Source organism: Micromonospora sp. NBC_01796, from assembly GCF_035917455.1.
Classification (GTDB): Bacteria; Actinomycetota; Actinomycetes; order Mycobacteriales; family Micromonosporaceae; genus Micromonospora_G.
On record NZ_CP109078.1, the window covers coordinates 7,007,512 to 7,021,606 of the forward strand.

Below are 14,095 nucleotides of genomic sequence, written 5' to 3' on the forward strand. Positions count from 1 at the left end.
GGTAGAGCGACGGGAGAGACGACATGGACGACGCACCTCGGCGGTACTTCGGTGATCTTGCGGCGGGCAGCTACGGCACCGGAGACGACCGGCCACCGCTGGTCCTGCTGCACGGCATGAGCTACGACCGGCGCCAGTGGGGGCCGGTACTGCGCGAGTTGGCGGTCGTCGACCCGGGGCGGCGGGTGGTGGCGTTCGACCTGCCCGGCCACGGGGACTCGCCCCGGCGGAACTCCTACCACTCCGACGAGGTCGCAGCGGTCATCCACCGGGCCGTGACCGACGCCGGACTCGAGGCTCCGGTGCTGGTGGGGCACTCCCTCGGCGGGGTGCTGGCGACGATCTACGCGGCGACGTACCCGGCGCGCGGGGTGGTCAACGTGGACCAGCCGCTGCTGGTCGGCAACTTCGGGAAGGCACTGCGCCGGGCCGAACCGGTGCTGCGCAGCGCGGCCCACGGCGAGGTCTGGGACTCCATGCTCGCCCGGATGCACATCGATCTGCTGCCACCGGACGCGCGGGAACTGGTCCGTACGGCCACGACTCCCCGGCAGGACCTCCTCCTCGGATACTGGAACGAGATCCTGGTGACGCCCGCCGACGAGCTCGGCGAGCGCCGGATGCGGGACCTGGACACCATCCGGTCGAGCGGCATCCCGTACCACTACGTGACCGGGGCGGAGCCGGATCCGGCGTACCGGCGGTGGTTGGAGGCCGCACTGCCCGACGCCGTGGTCGACGTCCTGCCGGGCAGCGGCCACTTCCCGCACCTGGCGCACCCGGACCGACTCGCCCGGATCATGGCAGGGTGAGGCCGGACTGGACGGCGAAGACGACCAGTTGGGCGCGGTCGCGGGCGTGCAGCTTCACCATCGCCCGGCCCACATGGGTACGTATCGTCGCCGGGCTGACCACCAGTTCGGCGGCGATCTCGTCGTTGGAACGGCCGGTTGCCACCCAGGCCACGATCTCCCGTTCCCGGTCGGTGAGCCGTTCCAGCTCGGGCCGGGGAGCGCCGGACGGTGTGCCGGCGCTGAACCGCTGGATGACCCGACGGGTCACCGACGGTGAGAGCAGCGACGCGCCGTCGGCGACCACCCGTACCGCGCGGAGCAGCTCGTCCGGCGGGGAGTCCTTGAGGACAAAGCCGCTGGCGCCGTCGCGCAACGCGCCGAAGACGTACTCGTCCAGCTCGAACGTCGTGAGCATCACGATCCGGACCCCGGTCAGCGCCGGATCCGAGGTGATCTCACGCAGTGCGGCCAGCCCGTCCATCAGTGGCATCCGGATGTCCATCAGCACCACGTCGGGGCGGGTCCGGCGGACGAGTTCCACCCCGGCCCGACCGTCGGCGGCCTCGCCCACCAGTTCGGTGTCGTCCTCGCTGTCCAGCAAAGTGCGGAGCCCCATCCGGACCAGGGCCTGGTCGTCGACGACCGCGACGCGAATCATGCCGCCGATCCTGACACGTCGGGAGGGTTCGGCCGACCCGTCAGCGGCAGCCGCGCCCGGACCACGAATCCCCGTCCGGGCGCCGGGCCGGCCTCGAGTTCGCCGCCGAGGGCCTCCGCCCGCGCCCGCATACCGGCTATCCCGCTCCCGATGCGTCCGCCGGCATCCCGGTGCGTGGAGGCGCCGCCCGCCGGGCCGTCGTCGCTGACCTCCAGCGTCAGGTCGTCGCCCACCCGCGCGGCCCGTACCCGGGCGACCGTCGTTCCGGCGTGACGCAGGACGTTGGTCAGTGACTCCTGCAGGATGCGGTACGCGACGAGGTCGACCTCCGGTGGCAGGTCGCCGGCCCGGAACTCGGCCGTGATGCCGAGTCCACCCGCGCGGATCCGATCGAGCAGCACACCGGCCTCGGCCAGACCGGGCGCCGGCCGCCGGGGGGCGTCGTTGTTGGCGGGGGTACGCAACACGTCGAGCTGGACCCGCATCTCACGCAGCGACTCCCGACTCGTGGCCTGGATCGCCTCCAACGACTCCCGCACCTTGTCCGGGTTGCGCGCTAGGACGTGCAGCGCGACCCCGGCCTGCATGGCGATCACCGCGAGCCCGTGTCCCACGGAGTCGTGCAGTTCCTGGGCCATCCGCAGCCGCTCCTCCGAGACCGCGTGCCGGGCCTGCGCCGTACGCACCCTGGCCTCGGACTCCCGTCGGATCCGGACCGCCGCGCCGATGGCGGTGGGCACGGCAACCGCCGCGAACGCGAGCGCCAGCCACTCCAGGAGGAGCATGCCGTCGCCCGCCGCCGGTCCGTCCGTCCCGAACCGGACAGCCCCTGCCACCTGCACCGCCAGACCCAGACCGACGTTGCCGAGCAACGCCCGGCGCAGCGGCCACGCCACTGCCACACCGCCGGCCGCGACGGGTACGGCGATCAGGATCGGTCCGACCGGGTAACCGACCGCCAGATAGGTCACCACCGCAACCCCGCAGCCGGCGAACGTCACGCCCGGCTGCCGGCGCAGTACGCCCGCGGTGAGCGCCGCGCACACCACCAGCGCGTACGCGACCAGGTCCGGTTCCCGGCTCCAGCCGAGCTCGCCCTCGCCGGCCCCGGGCGTACCGAGCAGCCCCGGGATCAGGATCAGCGCGACCGGCCAGGTGTCCTCCCAGTAGCGCCTCAGGGCTCCGGCCCGGCGACGTGCCCGGTCGGGGGAACGCATCCTCGCCCACCCCCTGTCCCCGACAAACCGTTGACCGGATCCCGCTTCGCCACCGCATCCGCTCCGGCGACCAGGCGCGACCCTGCGCGTCGTCCCGAGGATAGGCGCCCCTGCTGCCGCCCCGCATCGACGCGCCCGCGTAGCTCGCGTACGTCAATCTGCGTACCCGGAAGCTGTTTGCCGGCTGATGTGGCGTGGCCCCGCTGGCTGCGACGCTGCCGGTGTGAACGAGACAGTCGTGACCACCAGTGGACTGACCAAACGGTACGGCAGGCACACCGCCGTCGACAGCGTCGACCTCACCGTCCGGAGGGGAGAGGTGTACGGCTTCCTCGGGGCCAACGGTGCGGGCAAGACCACCACTTTGCGGATGCTCCTCGGACTGGTGCGGCCGACCAGCGGGGGAGCGCGGGTGCTGGGTCACCGGCCCGGTGACCCGGCGGCGATGGCCCGTACCGGTGCGCTGATCGAGGGTCCGGGGTTCTACCCGTACCTCTGCGGGCGGGACAACCTGCGGGTGATGGCCCGCTACCGGGGGCTCGGGGACGCACAGGTCGACGCGGTCCTCGACCGGGTGGGCCTGAGCGGACCCGGCCGGGAGGCGTTCCGCTCCTACTCGCTGGGCATGAAACAGCGCCTGGGCGTGGCGGCCGCGCTGCTGGGCGATCCGGATCTGCTCGTGCTCGACGAGCCGACCAACGGGCTGGACCCCTCGGGCATGGCGGACATGCGGCAACTGCTGGGCGAGCTGGCCCGGCAGGGCAGGACCGTGGTGCTCTCCAGTCACCTGCTCGGCGAGGTGCAGGAGGTCTGCGACCGGGTCGGGGTGATCTCCGCCGGTCGGTTGATCACGGAGAGCACGGTCGCCGAGCTACGGGGCGTCAGCTCGCTGTACGTCCGGGCCGACCCGATCGAGCGTGCCCTGGCCGTCGCGGTGCGGATCGCCGGTCACCAGGCGGTCGAACGGAGCGGGGAAGGCATCCGGCTCGCCGTGGACGCCGCACTCGCTCCCGAGATCGCGCGGGCCCTGGTCGAGTCGGGTGTTCTCCTCCACGAACTCCGTGTCTCCGAACGTTCGCTGGAGGAGGTCTTCTTCCAGCTCACCACCGCGGCGGAAACCCTCGTGTCCGACCGGGCACAGCAGAGATTGGCGAAATCGTGAGCTCTTTCCGTGGACCGGCGTCGGTACTGTCCAGCACCCGCGCGGAACTGCTCCGGCTGGGCAGGTGGCCGGCGCTGTGGGTGATGTTGGGGGCGGGACTGCTGCTCAACATCCTGTTCGGCTACGTCTTCGACTACGTCGGCTACCGCACCGGCGGCGGTTCGGAGGTCAGCGAGGGCCTACCGCCCGAGCTGCTGCTGGGCCGTCTGCTGCCGGGCGGCGTACCGGAGATCACCCTGCAGGGGACGCCCATGTTCGGCGGGGCGATCCTGCTGATCCTGGGCGCGCTCGTGATCGGTGGCGGCTACGGCTGGGGGACGTGGAAGACCGTACTGACCCAGGGACCGACCCGGGCGGCGGCCTACGGCGGTACGCTGACCGCCCTCGCCGTGGTGGTCCTCGCCCTCGTCACGGCGACGATCCTGGTCAACTTCGGTATCGCCGCGCTGATCTCCGGTGTCGAGTCCCGGCCGGCGGGGTGGCCACCGGTGTCCGAGGTCGTGCGGGCGTTCGGCGGCGCGGCACTGATCTACGCGATGTGGACCGCCGCGGGCGTGCTGGTCGGCACCCTGGCCCGCAGCCCGGCGCTCGCCGTGGGCCTGGGCCTGGTGTGGGCGCTGGTGGTGGAGAACCTGATGCGGGCGGTGGCGAACGCGCTCGACGGACTGGCGGCGGTGACCGACCTGCTGCCCGGTACGGCGGCCGGCTCCCTTGCCGGCGCGCTCGGCGCGACCACCTTCGGCGACGAGGGCACGCCCGGGGTGCTCGACATCCTCGACGGTGGACCGGCCGTGTTGCTGCTCGTCGCCTACACGGCCGTGTTCGCGGTGGCCGCCGGGCTGCTGATCACCCGGCGGGACGTCTTCTGACCGGCCCCGGCCGTGCCCGACGGCGGGCCGTGCCCGATAACGGGCCGACCCGGCCGGCCGTACCCGACGGCCGGCCGGGGTGGGGCCCGCTCGGCTAACGGAGCCGCCGCTCCAGCCACCGCGACAGCATGGTGAGCGGCAGGCAGATGACGAAGAAGACGACGAGGACGGCCCCGAGGATGGGCACCGCATGGGTGTCGCCCCCGGTGAGGGTGAGCCGCTCGATCGATCGTTGGGACGCCTCCAGGATGTCGAGCAGGCCGATCACGGCGGCCAGCGAGGTCTGCTGGGTGAGGTTGACGACCAGGCCGACGAGTGGCGGCAGGGCACGTCGGGTGGCCTGCGGCAGGATGACGTACCGCATCCGGCTGGGCCACGGAAAACCCAGCGCGGCCCCGGCTTCGGCCTGTCCGCGCGGCACCGACTGCACCGCCCCGCGGACGACCTCCGCCATGTTGGCGCTGCCCCACAGGCTCAGCCCGATCGCCGCGGCGGTGAAGGTGTCGACGGTCAGACCGACGACCGGCAGGACGAAGAAGATGAAGAACAGGATGATGATGATCGGCAGCCCCCGCCAGATCTCGACGTAGGCCCGGATCACGGCCCGTACGAGCCGACTCGGCAGGGTCAGCAGGGTGCCGAGCACCACCCCCACCGCGATGCTCGCCAGGACGCTGGTCAAGGCGAGCAACGCGGTGGTACGGAGTCCGGTGGCCAGGTAACTCGCGACCGGCCCGACCCATACGGGCATCAGTGTCCTCCTGGGATCGCGAAACGACGCTCGACGGCCCGGGTACCGATCGACATGAGCCACACCAGTCCCAGATAGATGACACCGATCGCGAGGAACATCTCGAACACCCGGAAGGAGACGGCGACGATGTTCACCGCCGTCTCGGTCAGTTCCGGATAGCTGATCGCGATCATGAACGACGAGTTCTTGAACACCGATATCTGGGTGTTGGTGACCGACGGCAGCGCGATCCGCCAGCCGAGTGGGAACCCGACCTGGCCGAAGGCGGCCAGCCGGGAGAATCCCAGGGCCCGGCAGGCTTCGACGTAACCGGCCTCCACCGCCTCGAATCCGGCCCGGAAGTTCTCCACGTTGTACGCCCCGCCCCAGAGCAGCAGGGACAACCAGCCGACCGTGAAGGCGTCGAGCCGCAGCCCGACCTCCGGCAGGGCGAAGTAGAGGAAGAAGATCTGCACCAGCAACGGGGTGTTGCGGAACACCTCCACGTACACCCGGACGAGCTGGCGTGCCACCGGGACCCGGAAGGCCGAGACCGCGCCGAGCAGGGCGCCGACCACGAGCGCCCCGGCCATGCCGATGGCGCTGATCTCGACCGTACGGACCAGACCGCCGCCCAACTCGCCGAGGTGGTCGACGAGAAAGCCCGGATCGAATCGGTAACCATCGGCGTTGATCATGTTGTCAGCAGACCAGCGTGGGTCCGGTGGGGTAGCTCAGGTCGTTCCCCGGCCTCGGCACGAACTTGGCGAACTGCTCCTGGAGGCTGGTGTCGGTCACCGTCTTCTGGAACTCGGTCCAGAAGAACTCCTCGGCCTGCATCTTCTTCAGCGCGGCGTTGACCCAGTCCAGCATCGCGGTGTCGCCCTTGCGGACGCCCATTCCCCACGGGCTGCCCGCCTTGCTGTCGCCGACCACCTTCAGGTCGGGGTTCTTCGAGGCGAGGTCGAGCAGCAGGGTGTCGTCCTGGGCCAGGGCGTCGCCCCGGTCCTGCTTCAGCGCGGTCAGCGCCTCGCTCGTCTGGCCGAAGAGCACCTGCTTGACGTCCTTCATGCACTGGGTCAGCCAGAGGCTCGCGGTGGCGCCGTTCGTGCTGATCACCGACTTGCCGGCGACGTCCGCGAACGAGGCGATCGGCGAGTCCTTCGGCACCAGCAGCTTCACCCCGCTGGAGAAGTACGGCGTGGTGAAGTCGATGGTCTTGGCGCGTTCCTCGGTGTAGTTCATCGTCGCGATGATGAGGTCGATGCGGTTGGTGGTCAGGAACGAGACGCGGTTCGCCCCGGTGACGCAGGTCAGCTCGACGTCGTTGCCGTCGCCGAAGGCGTACGACGCCAGCTTGCGGGCGACGTCGATCTCGAAGCCGGCGTTCTTGGCCGCCTCGTCGATGTAACCGAACGGCGGGTAGTCGCACTTGACGCCGATCGCGAGCTTGCCCTTGTCCTGGACGTTGCCCGGCAGCGGCGCGCCCACGTCGACCGGGGCGCCGGCCGGACCGCTGTCCGTCCCACCGTCACCGCCGCTGTCCGAGCAACCGGCGGTGAGGGCCAGCGCCACGGCGAGCACTACCAGGCCGATTCGCGATTTCATCCGAATTCCTCTCGTCCACGTACGTGGGTCATCTCAGTACCTTGCGGAGAAACTGCTGGGTACGGTCGTGTTGCGGGTGGTCCAGCACGTCCGCCGGCGGTCCCTGCTCGGCGATGACGCCGCCGTCCACGAACACCAGACGGTCGCCGAGTTCGCGGGCGAAGCCCATTTCGTGGGTGACGCACAGCATCGTCATGCCGGATCGGGCGAGGTCGCGCATCACGTCGAGGACCTCGCTGACCAGTTCCGGGTCCAGGGCGGAGGTCACCTCGTCGAAGAGCATCACGTGCGGGTCCATCATCAGGGCCCGGGCGATGGCGACCCGTTGCTGCTGACCGCCGGAGAGCTGCCTCGGGTACGCCTTCGCCTTGTCCGACAGCCCGACCCGGTGCAGGAGCGTACGGGCGCGTTCCTCGGCCTCGGCCCGTGGCGTCCGGAGCAGTTTCCGGGGCGCCAGGGTGAGGTTGTCGAGCGCGTTCAGGTGCGGGAAGAGGTTGAACTGTTGGAAGACCATGCCGATGCGGCGACGTACCCGGTTGAGGTCGACGCCGGCTGCGGTCAGGTCCTCGCCTTCCAGGAGGACCTGACCGGCGGTGACCGGTTCGAGCAGGTTGACGCAGCGCAGCAGGGTGCTCTTGCCGCCGCCCGAGGGGCCGACGATGGCCACCACCTCACCGGGGGCCACGGTGAGGTCGACTCCCCTGAGGACCTCGAGGTCGCCGAACGACTTTCGTACGCCGCGCAGCTCGACCATGACAGCGGCCACCAAAGCCTCCTCTACAGATTGGTCTAGCGGGTTTTTGGCGGGCAGGGCGGGGCCGGTGTAACGGCCCCGCCCCACCCGGTCGGAGAGGTGTTACCGACCCAGGCGTTCGAACTGGTCCGGCGTGAGCTTCTGCGCCGGCCCGTGGTACATCGCGTTGAAGATCATCTTCTCTTCGGCCCGGTTCCAGGTCCGGAACGCGATCTCGCTGGCGAACGTCACCACGGAGCCGCTGCCGACGCTCCAGGACAGGCCGTTCACCGCGCCGTTGAGGTACTCGCCGCCGATCAACCAACCGCTCTGCAACTGCTCCCCGCTGGCCGGGTACTTCGACACCACCTGCACCGGGTACTTGTTCGGGTCGGTGAGCTCGTACGCCCGGTCCCCGTCGAACCAGGTCGGGTTGCGCGGGTCCATGCCCCAGGCGACCGGGTTGTTGGTGTCGATCTCCTGGCTGAGCAGGGCGCCGGGGCAGTAGAAGACCGACTCGTCACCGGGCAGGATCGACCGCAGCGGCAGCTCGAACAGTTGCTGGGCCGTGTTCGCCCCGCTGCCGAAGGCGACCAGGGTTCCGCCGCCGGTCACGAAGTCACGCAGCTTCGCCCAGCCGTCCTCGCCGACACCGAAGGCCCAGCTCCACTCCTCCGGGTAGTTGTTCCGGTTCAGCCCGTTGGTGATGGAACTCTTGCTCACCCCCTGCGGCATGACGATGGCGTCGAACTTCCCGGCCAGGTTCTTGTAGTCCTGGGCCTTCACGACCGAGTAGTTCACCCCGTACTGGTCGAAGATCCACATCAGCCAGCCGGACTGCAGGTTGTTCGCCGGCTTCAGCATCCCGATCCGGGTGCCGGGCTTGAGCTGCACACCCTCGATCCGGGGAACGGCCGAGATGGCGGAGACCGGGATGCCGGTGTTGCGGGACTGGTTCTGCAGGATCTGCCGGGCCGCGTCGGTCGGCGGCACGACGAAGGTGCCCGGCGGGAAGGTGCGGCCACCGTCGACGAACTGCGCGGCGGCGCGGAAGGTCGGGATGCCCTGGCGCTGCAACCGGGACACGATCTGGAAGACGCCGTACGACTCGGGACCGATGACGTACGCGCCGGTGCTGGGCGGCGCCGCCGGCATGGTCACCGCCGGCGGCTTGATCTCGGTGAGCCGCTTGGTGGTGACCGAGAACGAGCCCGTGACGAGGTTGGCCTTGAAACCGAGCAGCATCGGCAGGGTCTGCGCGGTCACGTCGTACGGTCGCTGCGGCGGCCCGCCGGGGTACTCCAGCAGGTGCGGGTACTCCTGCACCTCGAGCAGGGTCTTGGCGAACCCGCCGTAGGGCTGGTTCAGGTAGACGACGTACGACCCGGCCGGGTACTGCTGACCGCCGGCGGAGAACGCCGCCTGCGCCTGGTGGACCTCGACCGCGCCCTTGAACAGGATGTCCAGAGTGTCCCGGACCGCCTGCGGGTCGCGCTGACCGGCCGGGATGACGTACGCGCGGGGGCTGGTCCGGGTGACCGCCTTCACCCCTACCCGGTAGAAGTTGAACAGCCAGTTGTACCGGTCGTAGGCCACCGCCTCGATGCCGGAGTAGAAGGCCTGGGAGACGTAGTCGACGATCTGCCGCAGCGTCCAGGTGTTCTGGTCGTACGGCTCGATGAAGCTGATCGTCGACTCCTGGCTGCCGATCGGCCCGGAGCTGACCTGCGGGTACGCCAGGTTCGAGCAGCTCGCCGCCTCGGTGAGGATGCGTACCGAGTTGTGGTAGACGCAGTACTGCCGCGACGGCGTCCAGTAGTCGTACGTCATGCCCCAACCGACGCCCTTCATGCCGGCGGCGGTCATGCCCCGCTGCATCGCCAGGCCGAGCGCGTCGGTCTGCTGCACCGTGATCGCGTCGATGTTCGGGTCGTACGGCGACAGGTACGGCGGGGTGAACATCCGGGGGGCGCCCGACCCGGCCTGGTGCGAGTCCTGGAGCACCTGCGGGTGGTACTTGTTCTGGATCTGGGTGGCGAAGTTGCTCTCGATCTGGGTCAGCATGAACCAGTCGCGGTTGTCGTCGTGCCCGGTGTACTTCTGGTACAGGTCCGGGTAGGTACGCGAGTAGTTGGTCCCCGACGTCGCGACGAAGTAGTCGTTGACCTTGACCAGTCCGTCCGGGTTCTGGCAGGGCACGAGCAGGATCACCAGGTCGTCGAGGATCCGGTCGATGTACTCGGACTGCTCGGAGGCGAGGCGGTACGCCCACTCGATGGTGGCCTGGGAGTTGCCGACCTCGGTCGAGTGGATGCCGGCGTACACGAAGTAGAACGGCTTGCCGGTGCGGGCCAGTTCCTCGGCCTCGGTCGGCGACAACCCGCGCGGATCGGCCAGCCGGTTGTTGATCTCGATCAGCCTGTCCAGGTTGTTCAGGTTGTTCGGCGAGCTGATCGTGAGCAGCGCGTACGGGTTGCCCTCGGTGGTCCTGCCGACCTCCTCGTACGTCACCCGGTCGCTCTGCTCGGCGATGAGCTGGAAGTACGGGACCATCTTGTCCCAGGTCGCGAGCTTGCCGTCGGATCCGATCCGGAAGCCGAAGTACTGCTCCGGGGTGGGGATGGCGGCGGCCCTCGCGGCGGCAAGCGCGTCGTAGGGCCGGGTCGCGACCGGTTGGGCCGAGGCCGCGTCGGGGTGGATCACGGTCGCCGCGGCGGCTGCGGCACCGGCCGCGGCCGTGGACCGGAGCAGCATGCGGCGGGACAGTCCCGGGGTCTCACTGATCGTCATCTGGTTTCGCCTTCCGTGGCCGGTCTGCCGGCCGGCCGTCATCTGGCACGGAGACAGCGTCTTCCGCGCCGCTAGCGGTAGGTCCTTCCTGGTGGACCCGTGGCGTGGTCCCCCGTTTGGCGGGAGGACCGGGTCGTGACGCCCCGGATTCCGGATGCTCCCGTGCCCGCCGGACAGCGACAGGTGAGCACAGCCATCAGCCCCGATGCAGCAGGCCGCGGTCCGGGGGAGCGCGACCACGCTCCTCGGTGGAGGGACCGACCTCCGGTCCCGTATGGATGATCGGCGTTTGGAGCTGGCGTGTCGGCCAAGGGGCAGCAACGATCATCGCGACCTCCCCGGCCGTTTGTTGATCAGCTTCCCCCATTGAGTACCAGTCCGGGGGACGCGGTAGCAATAGAGATCAACAGATTTAACGGCTGGGCAACGGTTGTGATGATCTTGACTTGGGGCGCCGGGCCGGTCAGCGTACGGCGGCGGCCATCCGGCGTACGGCCTCGGCGAGCAGGTCCGGGGAGGTCGCGAGGTTGAGCCGGACGTGGCCCTCGCCGCCGGGACCGAAATCGGGGCCGGGCAGCAACGCGACCCGCCCCCGCTCCAGGAACACCCGGGCCGGATCGTCCGGCAGACCCAGTGCCCGGCAGTCCAGCCAGGCCAGGTAGGTGCCCTCCGGCAGCCGGTAACGGACCTGCGGAAGCTGGTCGGCGAGCAGTTCCCCGAGGAGTCGACGGTTGCCGTCCAGGCCCGCCAGGAGGCTGTCCAGCCACGGACCACCGGCGCGCAACGCGGCACTGTGCCCGATCACCCCGAGGTGGCTCGGCCCGTCGCCGACCTCCGGCGGCATCCGGTCCAGGTCCGCGACCGCGTCCGCCCCGGCCACCGCCACCGCAGCCTTCACCCCGGCCAGGTTCCACGCCTTCGACGCGGAGAGCAGCGAGAAGCCGCGGCCGGTGCCGGGCAGCGACAGGTACGGCAGGAAGGTCTTGCCGGCGTACACGAGCGGGGCGTGGATCTCGTCCACGACGACCCGTACACCGTGCCGTTCGGTCAGGTCGGCGACCGCGGACAGTTCCTCGCGGGTGTGCACCGTCCCGGTGGGATTGTGTGGACTGCACAGCAGGTAGGCGACCCGCCGCCCGCCCGCGACGGCGCGCTCGAACGCCCGGTCGAGGGCGTCGGGATCGAGCCGGTGCCGGTCGTCCAGCGGCACCTCCACCACCCGGCGGCCCATGCTGGTGAGGAACTGGTAGAACGGCGGATAGACCGGCGGATTGATGACCACGGCGTCACCGTGGCCGGTGACCAGCCTGAGCACCTCGACGATGCCCATCATCACGTCGGGCACGAGCCGCGTCTGCGCCGACTCCAGCGTCCAACCCCACCGGTCGCGAGCGAACCCGGCGAGCGCGTCGGCATAGGTGGTGCCCGTCGGATAACCGGTGTCGCCCAGCGCGATCGCCTCGGTCAGGGCCCGGACAACCGGCTCCGCGAGCGGTACGTCCATCTCGGCGACCCAGAGCGGAAGGACGTCCGACGGGTACCGCCGCCACTTCTCGCTCGTCCGGCGACGGAGATCGTCCAGCGACAGTCTCTGTAAGGGGCTGGTCACGGCCGCCTACGTTACCGCAGGTGTGATCGACCGGCCCGCTGTCGGGCTTCGATCAAGACCGAACGCAACCGGTGCCGTGGCCGGCACGTGTTACCGACGTCCTCGGGCAGGGGCCCGGACGGGGAGGAACGAGTGACGGTGACGACAGAACCGGGCGTCGACGCTTCACCACCGGGCTCGGTGGCCGGTGACACACGGCCGAACAAGCCCGGGAAGGTGGAGTTCGATGCGTTCTACCACGCGCATTTCCGGTCGATGACCGTGCATCTGTGCGCGTACACGGGGGATCTGGGGCAGGCGCAGGACCTGGTCCAGGAGGCGTTCTGCCGGGCCTTCGCCCGCTGGGACAAGGTCGTCCGGTACGACGACCCGGTCGCCTGGGTCCGCCGGGTCGCCTGGAACCTCGCCACCAGCCGGTGGCGACGACTCCGCACCGCGCAGGCGTACCTGCGCCGGCAACGCGAGGAGTACGTCGCCGGCCCGACCCCGGACCGGGTCGCGTTGACCGCCGCCCTGGCCCTGTTACCACCGAACCACCGACGTGCGGTGGTCCTGCACCACCTCGGTGACATGTCGATCGCCGAGATCGCCCGGCAGGAAGGGGTGGCGGAAGGGACCGTGAAGTCCTGGCTGCACCGCGCCCGCGCCGCTCTCGCCGCCGAGCTGACCGACCGCAAGGAGCAGAACAATGGCTGACACCGACGACCTCGCGTACGACGACTTCGCGCTGGACGCCGAGTTCGCCGCCTTCCGTACCGGACTGCTCGACCAGATCACCCCACCCGGCCCGGACGCCGTACGCACCACCGTCCGGCACCGCCGACGGGTCGCCACCACCACCGGCCTCGCCCTCGCCCTGGTCCTCGTCATCGGCCCGGTCGCCGCCGTCGCCTCCCTCAACAACACGCCGAACCCGTCCCCGACGACGGGGACGACGGCGGATCCGACCCCGTCACCGACGGTGACCCCCACGCCGAGTCCGTCCACGGCACCGACCACACCAGCAGCGACGGACGGCCGGATCTCCCGCACCGACCTGCTCGGCGCCACGGTCGATCTGCCCGCCTGGCGGCCCGGTCCGGGCTGCCCCGACAGTGGCGCGAAGCTGACCGCGAAGGCGGTCGACGACGGGGACAACGTCCTGGTGACGACCGCCTACGGCGACGTCGACAACGACGGGGCGACCGAGACCGTCGCGCTGGTCCGCTGCATGGTCGGCCAGGCCGGCCCGTCGCAGGTGGTCGCCTTCGACCGAGACCCCGCAGGGAAGATCATCACCCTCGGTCAGGTCGTCCGGAGCGACCTGAAAACCCCGCAGTGGCTGCTGGACGTCGAGGTGCGCGCCAACGGCGTGGTACGGGTCCAGGTCGCCGACTACGCACCCGGCGGTGGTTGGGACCTGGACTGGTCGCAGCGACAGTGGCGCGGCTACACCTGGAACGGGGAGAGGTTCACCCAGTCGGAAGGGGAGCGCGCCTTCCCCGACAACCCGTACAACGTGAACCTCACCGTCACCGCGACGGACCTGGTCTACGGCGCGCCCTACGAGGGCGGAACCCGTACCGGCGAGATCACCATCACCATGAACAACGTCGGTACGGTCGCCGCCCCCAGGCCCCGACTCGACTTCAAGCTGAGCCCCGGCGGTGGCGGGTCCAGCGCCAGCCCCGGCTGGTACGCCTGCCAGGAGCACACGATGGAGGGTGAGCACCTCTACTGCGTACTGCCGCCACTCGGGCCGGGTCAGGAACGCAAGCTCACCTTCCACATCGTCACCATGGGTCAGACGCCGACCAGCGGCACACTCGCCCTGCGTACCCTCGACACCAAGGGCAAGATCGCGCCCGACTTCGGCGACTGGGACAACCAGATCGACATCAGGATCAGGTGATCGTGCGGGATGCGCCCGGGTGGATCGCCAT

Annotated in this window: 13 protein-coding genes; 5 read left to right on the top strand and 8 right to left on the bottom strand. The window is 70.0% G+C overall.

Going from position 1 to position 14,095, the window contains the following annotated elements:
- Positions 1 to 23: 23 nt before the first annotated feature.
- The gene (locus tag OIE47_RS31275) at positions 24 to 812 is read left to right on the top strand and encodes an alpha/beta fold hydrolase (protein WP_326558123.1); all 789 of its coding nucleotides are present in this window, start codon (positions 24 to 26) and stop codon (positions 810 to 812) included.
- On the opposite strand, the gene OIE47_RS31280 is transcribed toward OIE47_RS31275, so the two are convergent.
- Both OIE47_RS31280 and OIE47_RS31285 read right to left on the bottom strand, forming a co-directional pair.
- On the bottom strand, positions 799 to 1,452 hold the full coding sequence (locus OIE47_RS31280) for a response regulator transcription factor (protein ID WP_326558124.1): 654 nt from the start codon (positions 1,450 to 1,452) through the stop codon (positions 799 to 801). The genes OIE47_RS31275 and OIE47_RS31280 overlap by 14 nt on opposite strands.
- Positions 1,449 to 2,669: a sensor histidine kinase gene (locus OIE47_RS31285; protein ID WP_326558125.1), complete on the bottom strand. Its 1,221-nt coding sequence runs from the start codon at positions 2,667 to 2,669 to the stop codon at positions 1,449 to 1,451. The genes OIE47_RS31280 and OIE47_RS31285 overlap by 4 nt, the downstream gene beginning before the upstream one ends.
- Before the next feature lie 223 nt (positions 2,670 to 2,892).
- Here OIE47_RS31285 and OIE47_RS31290 point away from each other — a divergent pair, with 223 nt between their 5' ends.
- Positions 2,893 to 3,831 carry an ABC transporter ATP-binding protein gene (locus OIE47_RS31290; protein WP_326558126.1) on the top strand — a complete coding sequence of 313 codons (939 nt, stop codon included), beginning with the start codon at positions 2,893 to 2,895 and terminating at the stop codon, positions 3,829 to 3,831.
- Entirely contained in the window at positions 3,828 to 4,700 is an 873-nt protein-coding gene (locus OIE47_RS31295) for an ABC transporter permease subunit (protein ID WP_326558127.1), read from the top strand. Before OIE47_RS31290 ends, OIE47_RS31295 begins: the two co-directional genes overlap by 4 nt.
- A 94-nt stretch (positions 4,701 to 4,794) precedes the next feature.
- Here the strand turns inward: OIE47_RS31295 and OIE47_RS31300 are convergent, their stop codons facing one another.
- From OIE47_RS31300 to OIE47_RS31325, 6 genes are all read right to left on the bottom strand, one after another.
- On the bottom strand, positions 4,795 to 5,451 hold the full coding sequence (locus OIE47_RS31300; protein WP_326558128.1) for an amino acid ABC transporter permease: 657 nt from the start codon (positions 5,449 to 5,451) through the stop codon (positions 4,795 to 4,797).
- Complete coding sequence (locus OIE47_RS31305; protein ID WP_326558129.1) at positions 5,451 to 6,131, bottom strand: amino acid ABC transporter permease; 681 nt, start codon at positions 6,129 to 6,131, stop codon at positions 5,451 to 5,453. Before OIE47_RS31305 ends, OIE47_RS31300 begins: the two co-directional genes overlap by 1 nt.
- 4 nt (positions 6,132 to 6,135) lie before the next feature.
- A complete protein-coding gene (locus OIE47_RS31310) occupies positions 6,136 to 7,041 on the bottom strand; it encodes a transporter substrate-binding domain-containing protein (RefSeq protein ID WP_326558130.1) in 906 nt (301 codons plus the stop codon).
- A 28-nt stretch (positions 7,042 to 7,069) separates the two neighbouring features.
- Positions 7,070 to 7,795 carry an amino acid ABC transporter ATP-binding protein gene (locus tag OIE47_RS31315; RefSeq protein WP_326563292.1) on the bottom strand — a complete coding sequence of 242 codons (726 nt, stop codon included), beginning with the start codon at positions 7,793 to 7,795 and terminating at the stop codon, positions 7,070 to 7,072.
- 102 nt (positions 7,796 to 7,897) lie between these two features.
- Positions 7,898 to 10,564: a M14 family metallopeptidase gene (locus OIE47_RS31320; RefSeq protein ID WP_326558131.1), complete on the bottom strand. Its 2,667-nt coding sequence runs from the start codon at positions 10,562 to 10,564 to the stop codon at positions 7,898 to 7,900.
- 463 nt (positions 10,565 to 11,027) lie between these two features.
- Positions 11,028 to 12,173, bottom strand: coding sequence for a MalY/PatB family protein (locus OIE47_RS31325; RefSeq protein WP_326558132.1), 1,146 nt, complete (start codon positions 12,171 to 12,173; stop codon positions 11,028 to 11,030).
- Positions 12,174 to 12,305: 132 nt separating this feature from the next.
- On the opposite strand from OIE47_RS31325, the gene OIE47_RS31330 reads away from it, so the two are divergent.
- Both OIE47_RS31330 and OIE47_RS31335 read left to right on the top strand, forming a co-directional pair.
- Positions 12,306 to 12,869, top strand: a complete 564-nt coding sequence (locus OIE47_RS31330) for a SigE family RNA polymerase sigma factor (RefSeq protein ID WP_326558133.1) — start codon at positions 12,306 to 12,308, stop codon at positions 12,867 to 12,869.
- A complete protein-coding gene (locus tag OIE47_RS31335; RefSeq protein WP_326558134.1) occupies positions 12,862 to 14,064 on the top strand; it encodes a hypothetical protein in 1,203 nt (400 codons plus the stop codon). The genes OIE47_RS31330 and OIE47_RS31335 overlap by 8 nt, the downstream gene beginning before the upstream one ends.
- The last annotated feature ends 31 nt before the right edge of the window (positions 14,065 to 14,095 follow it).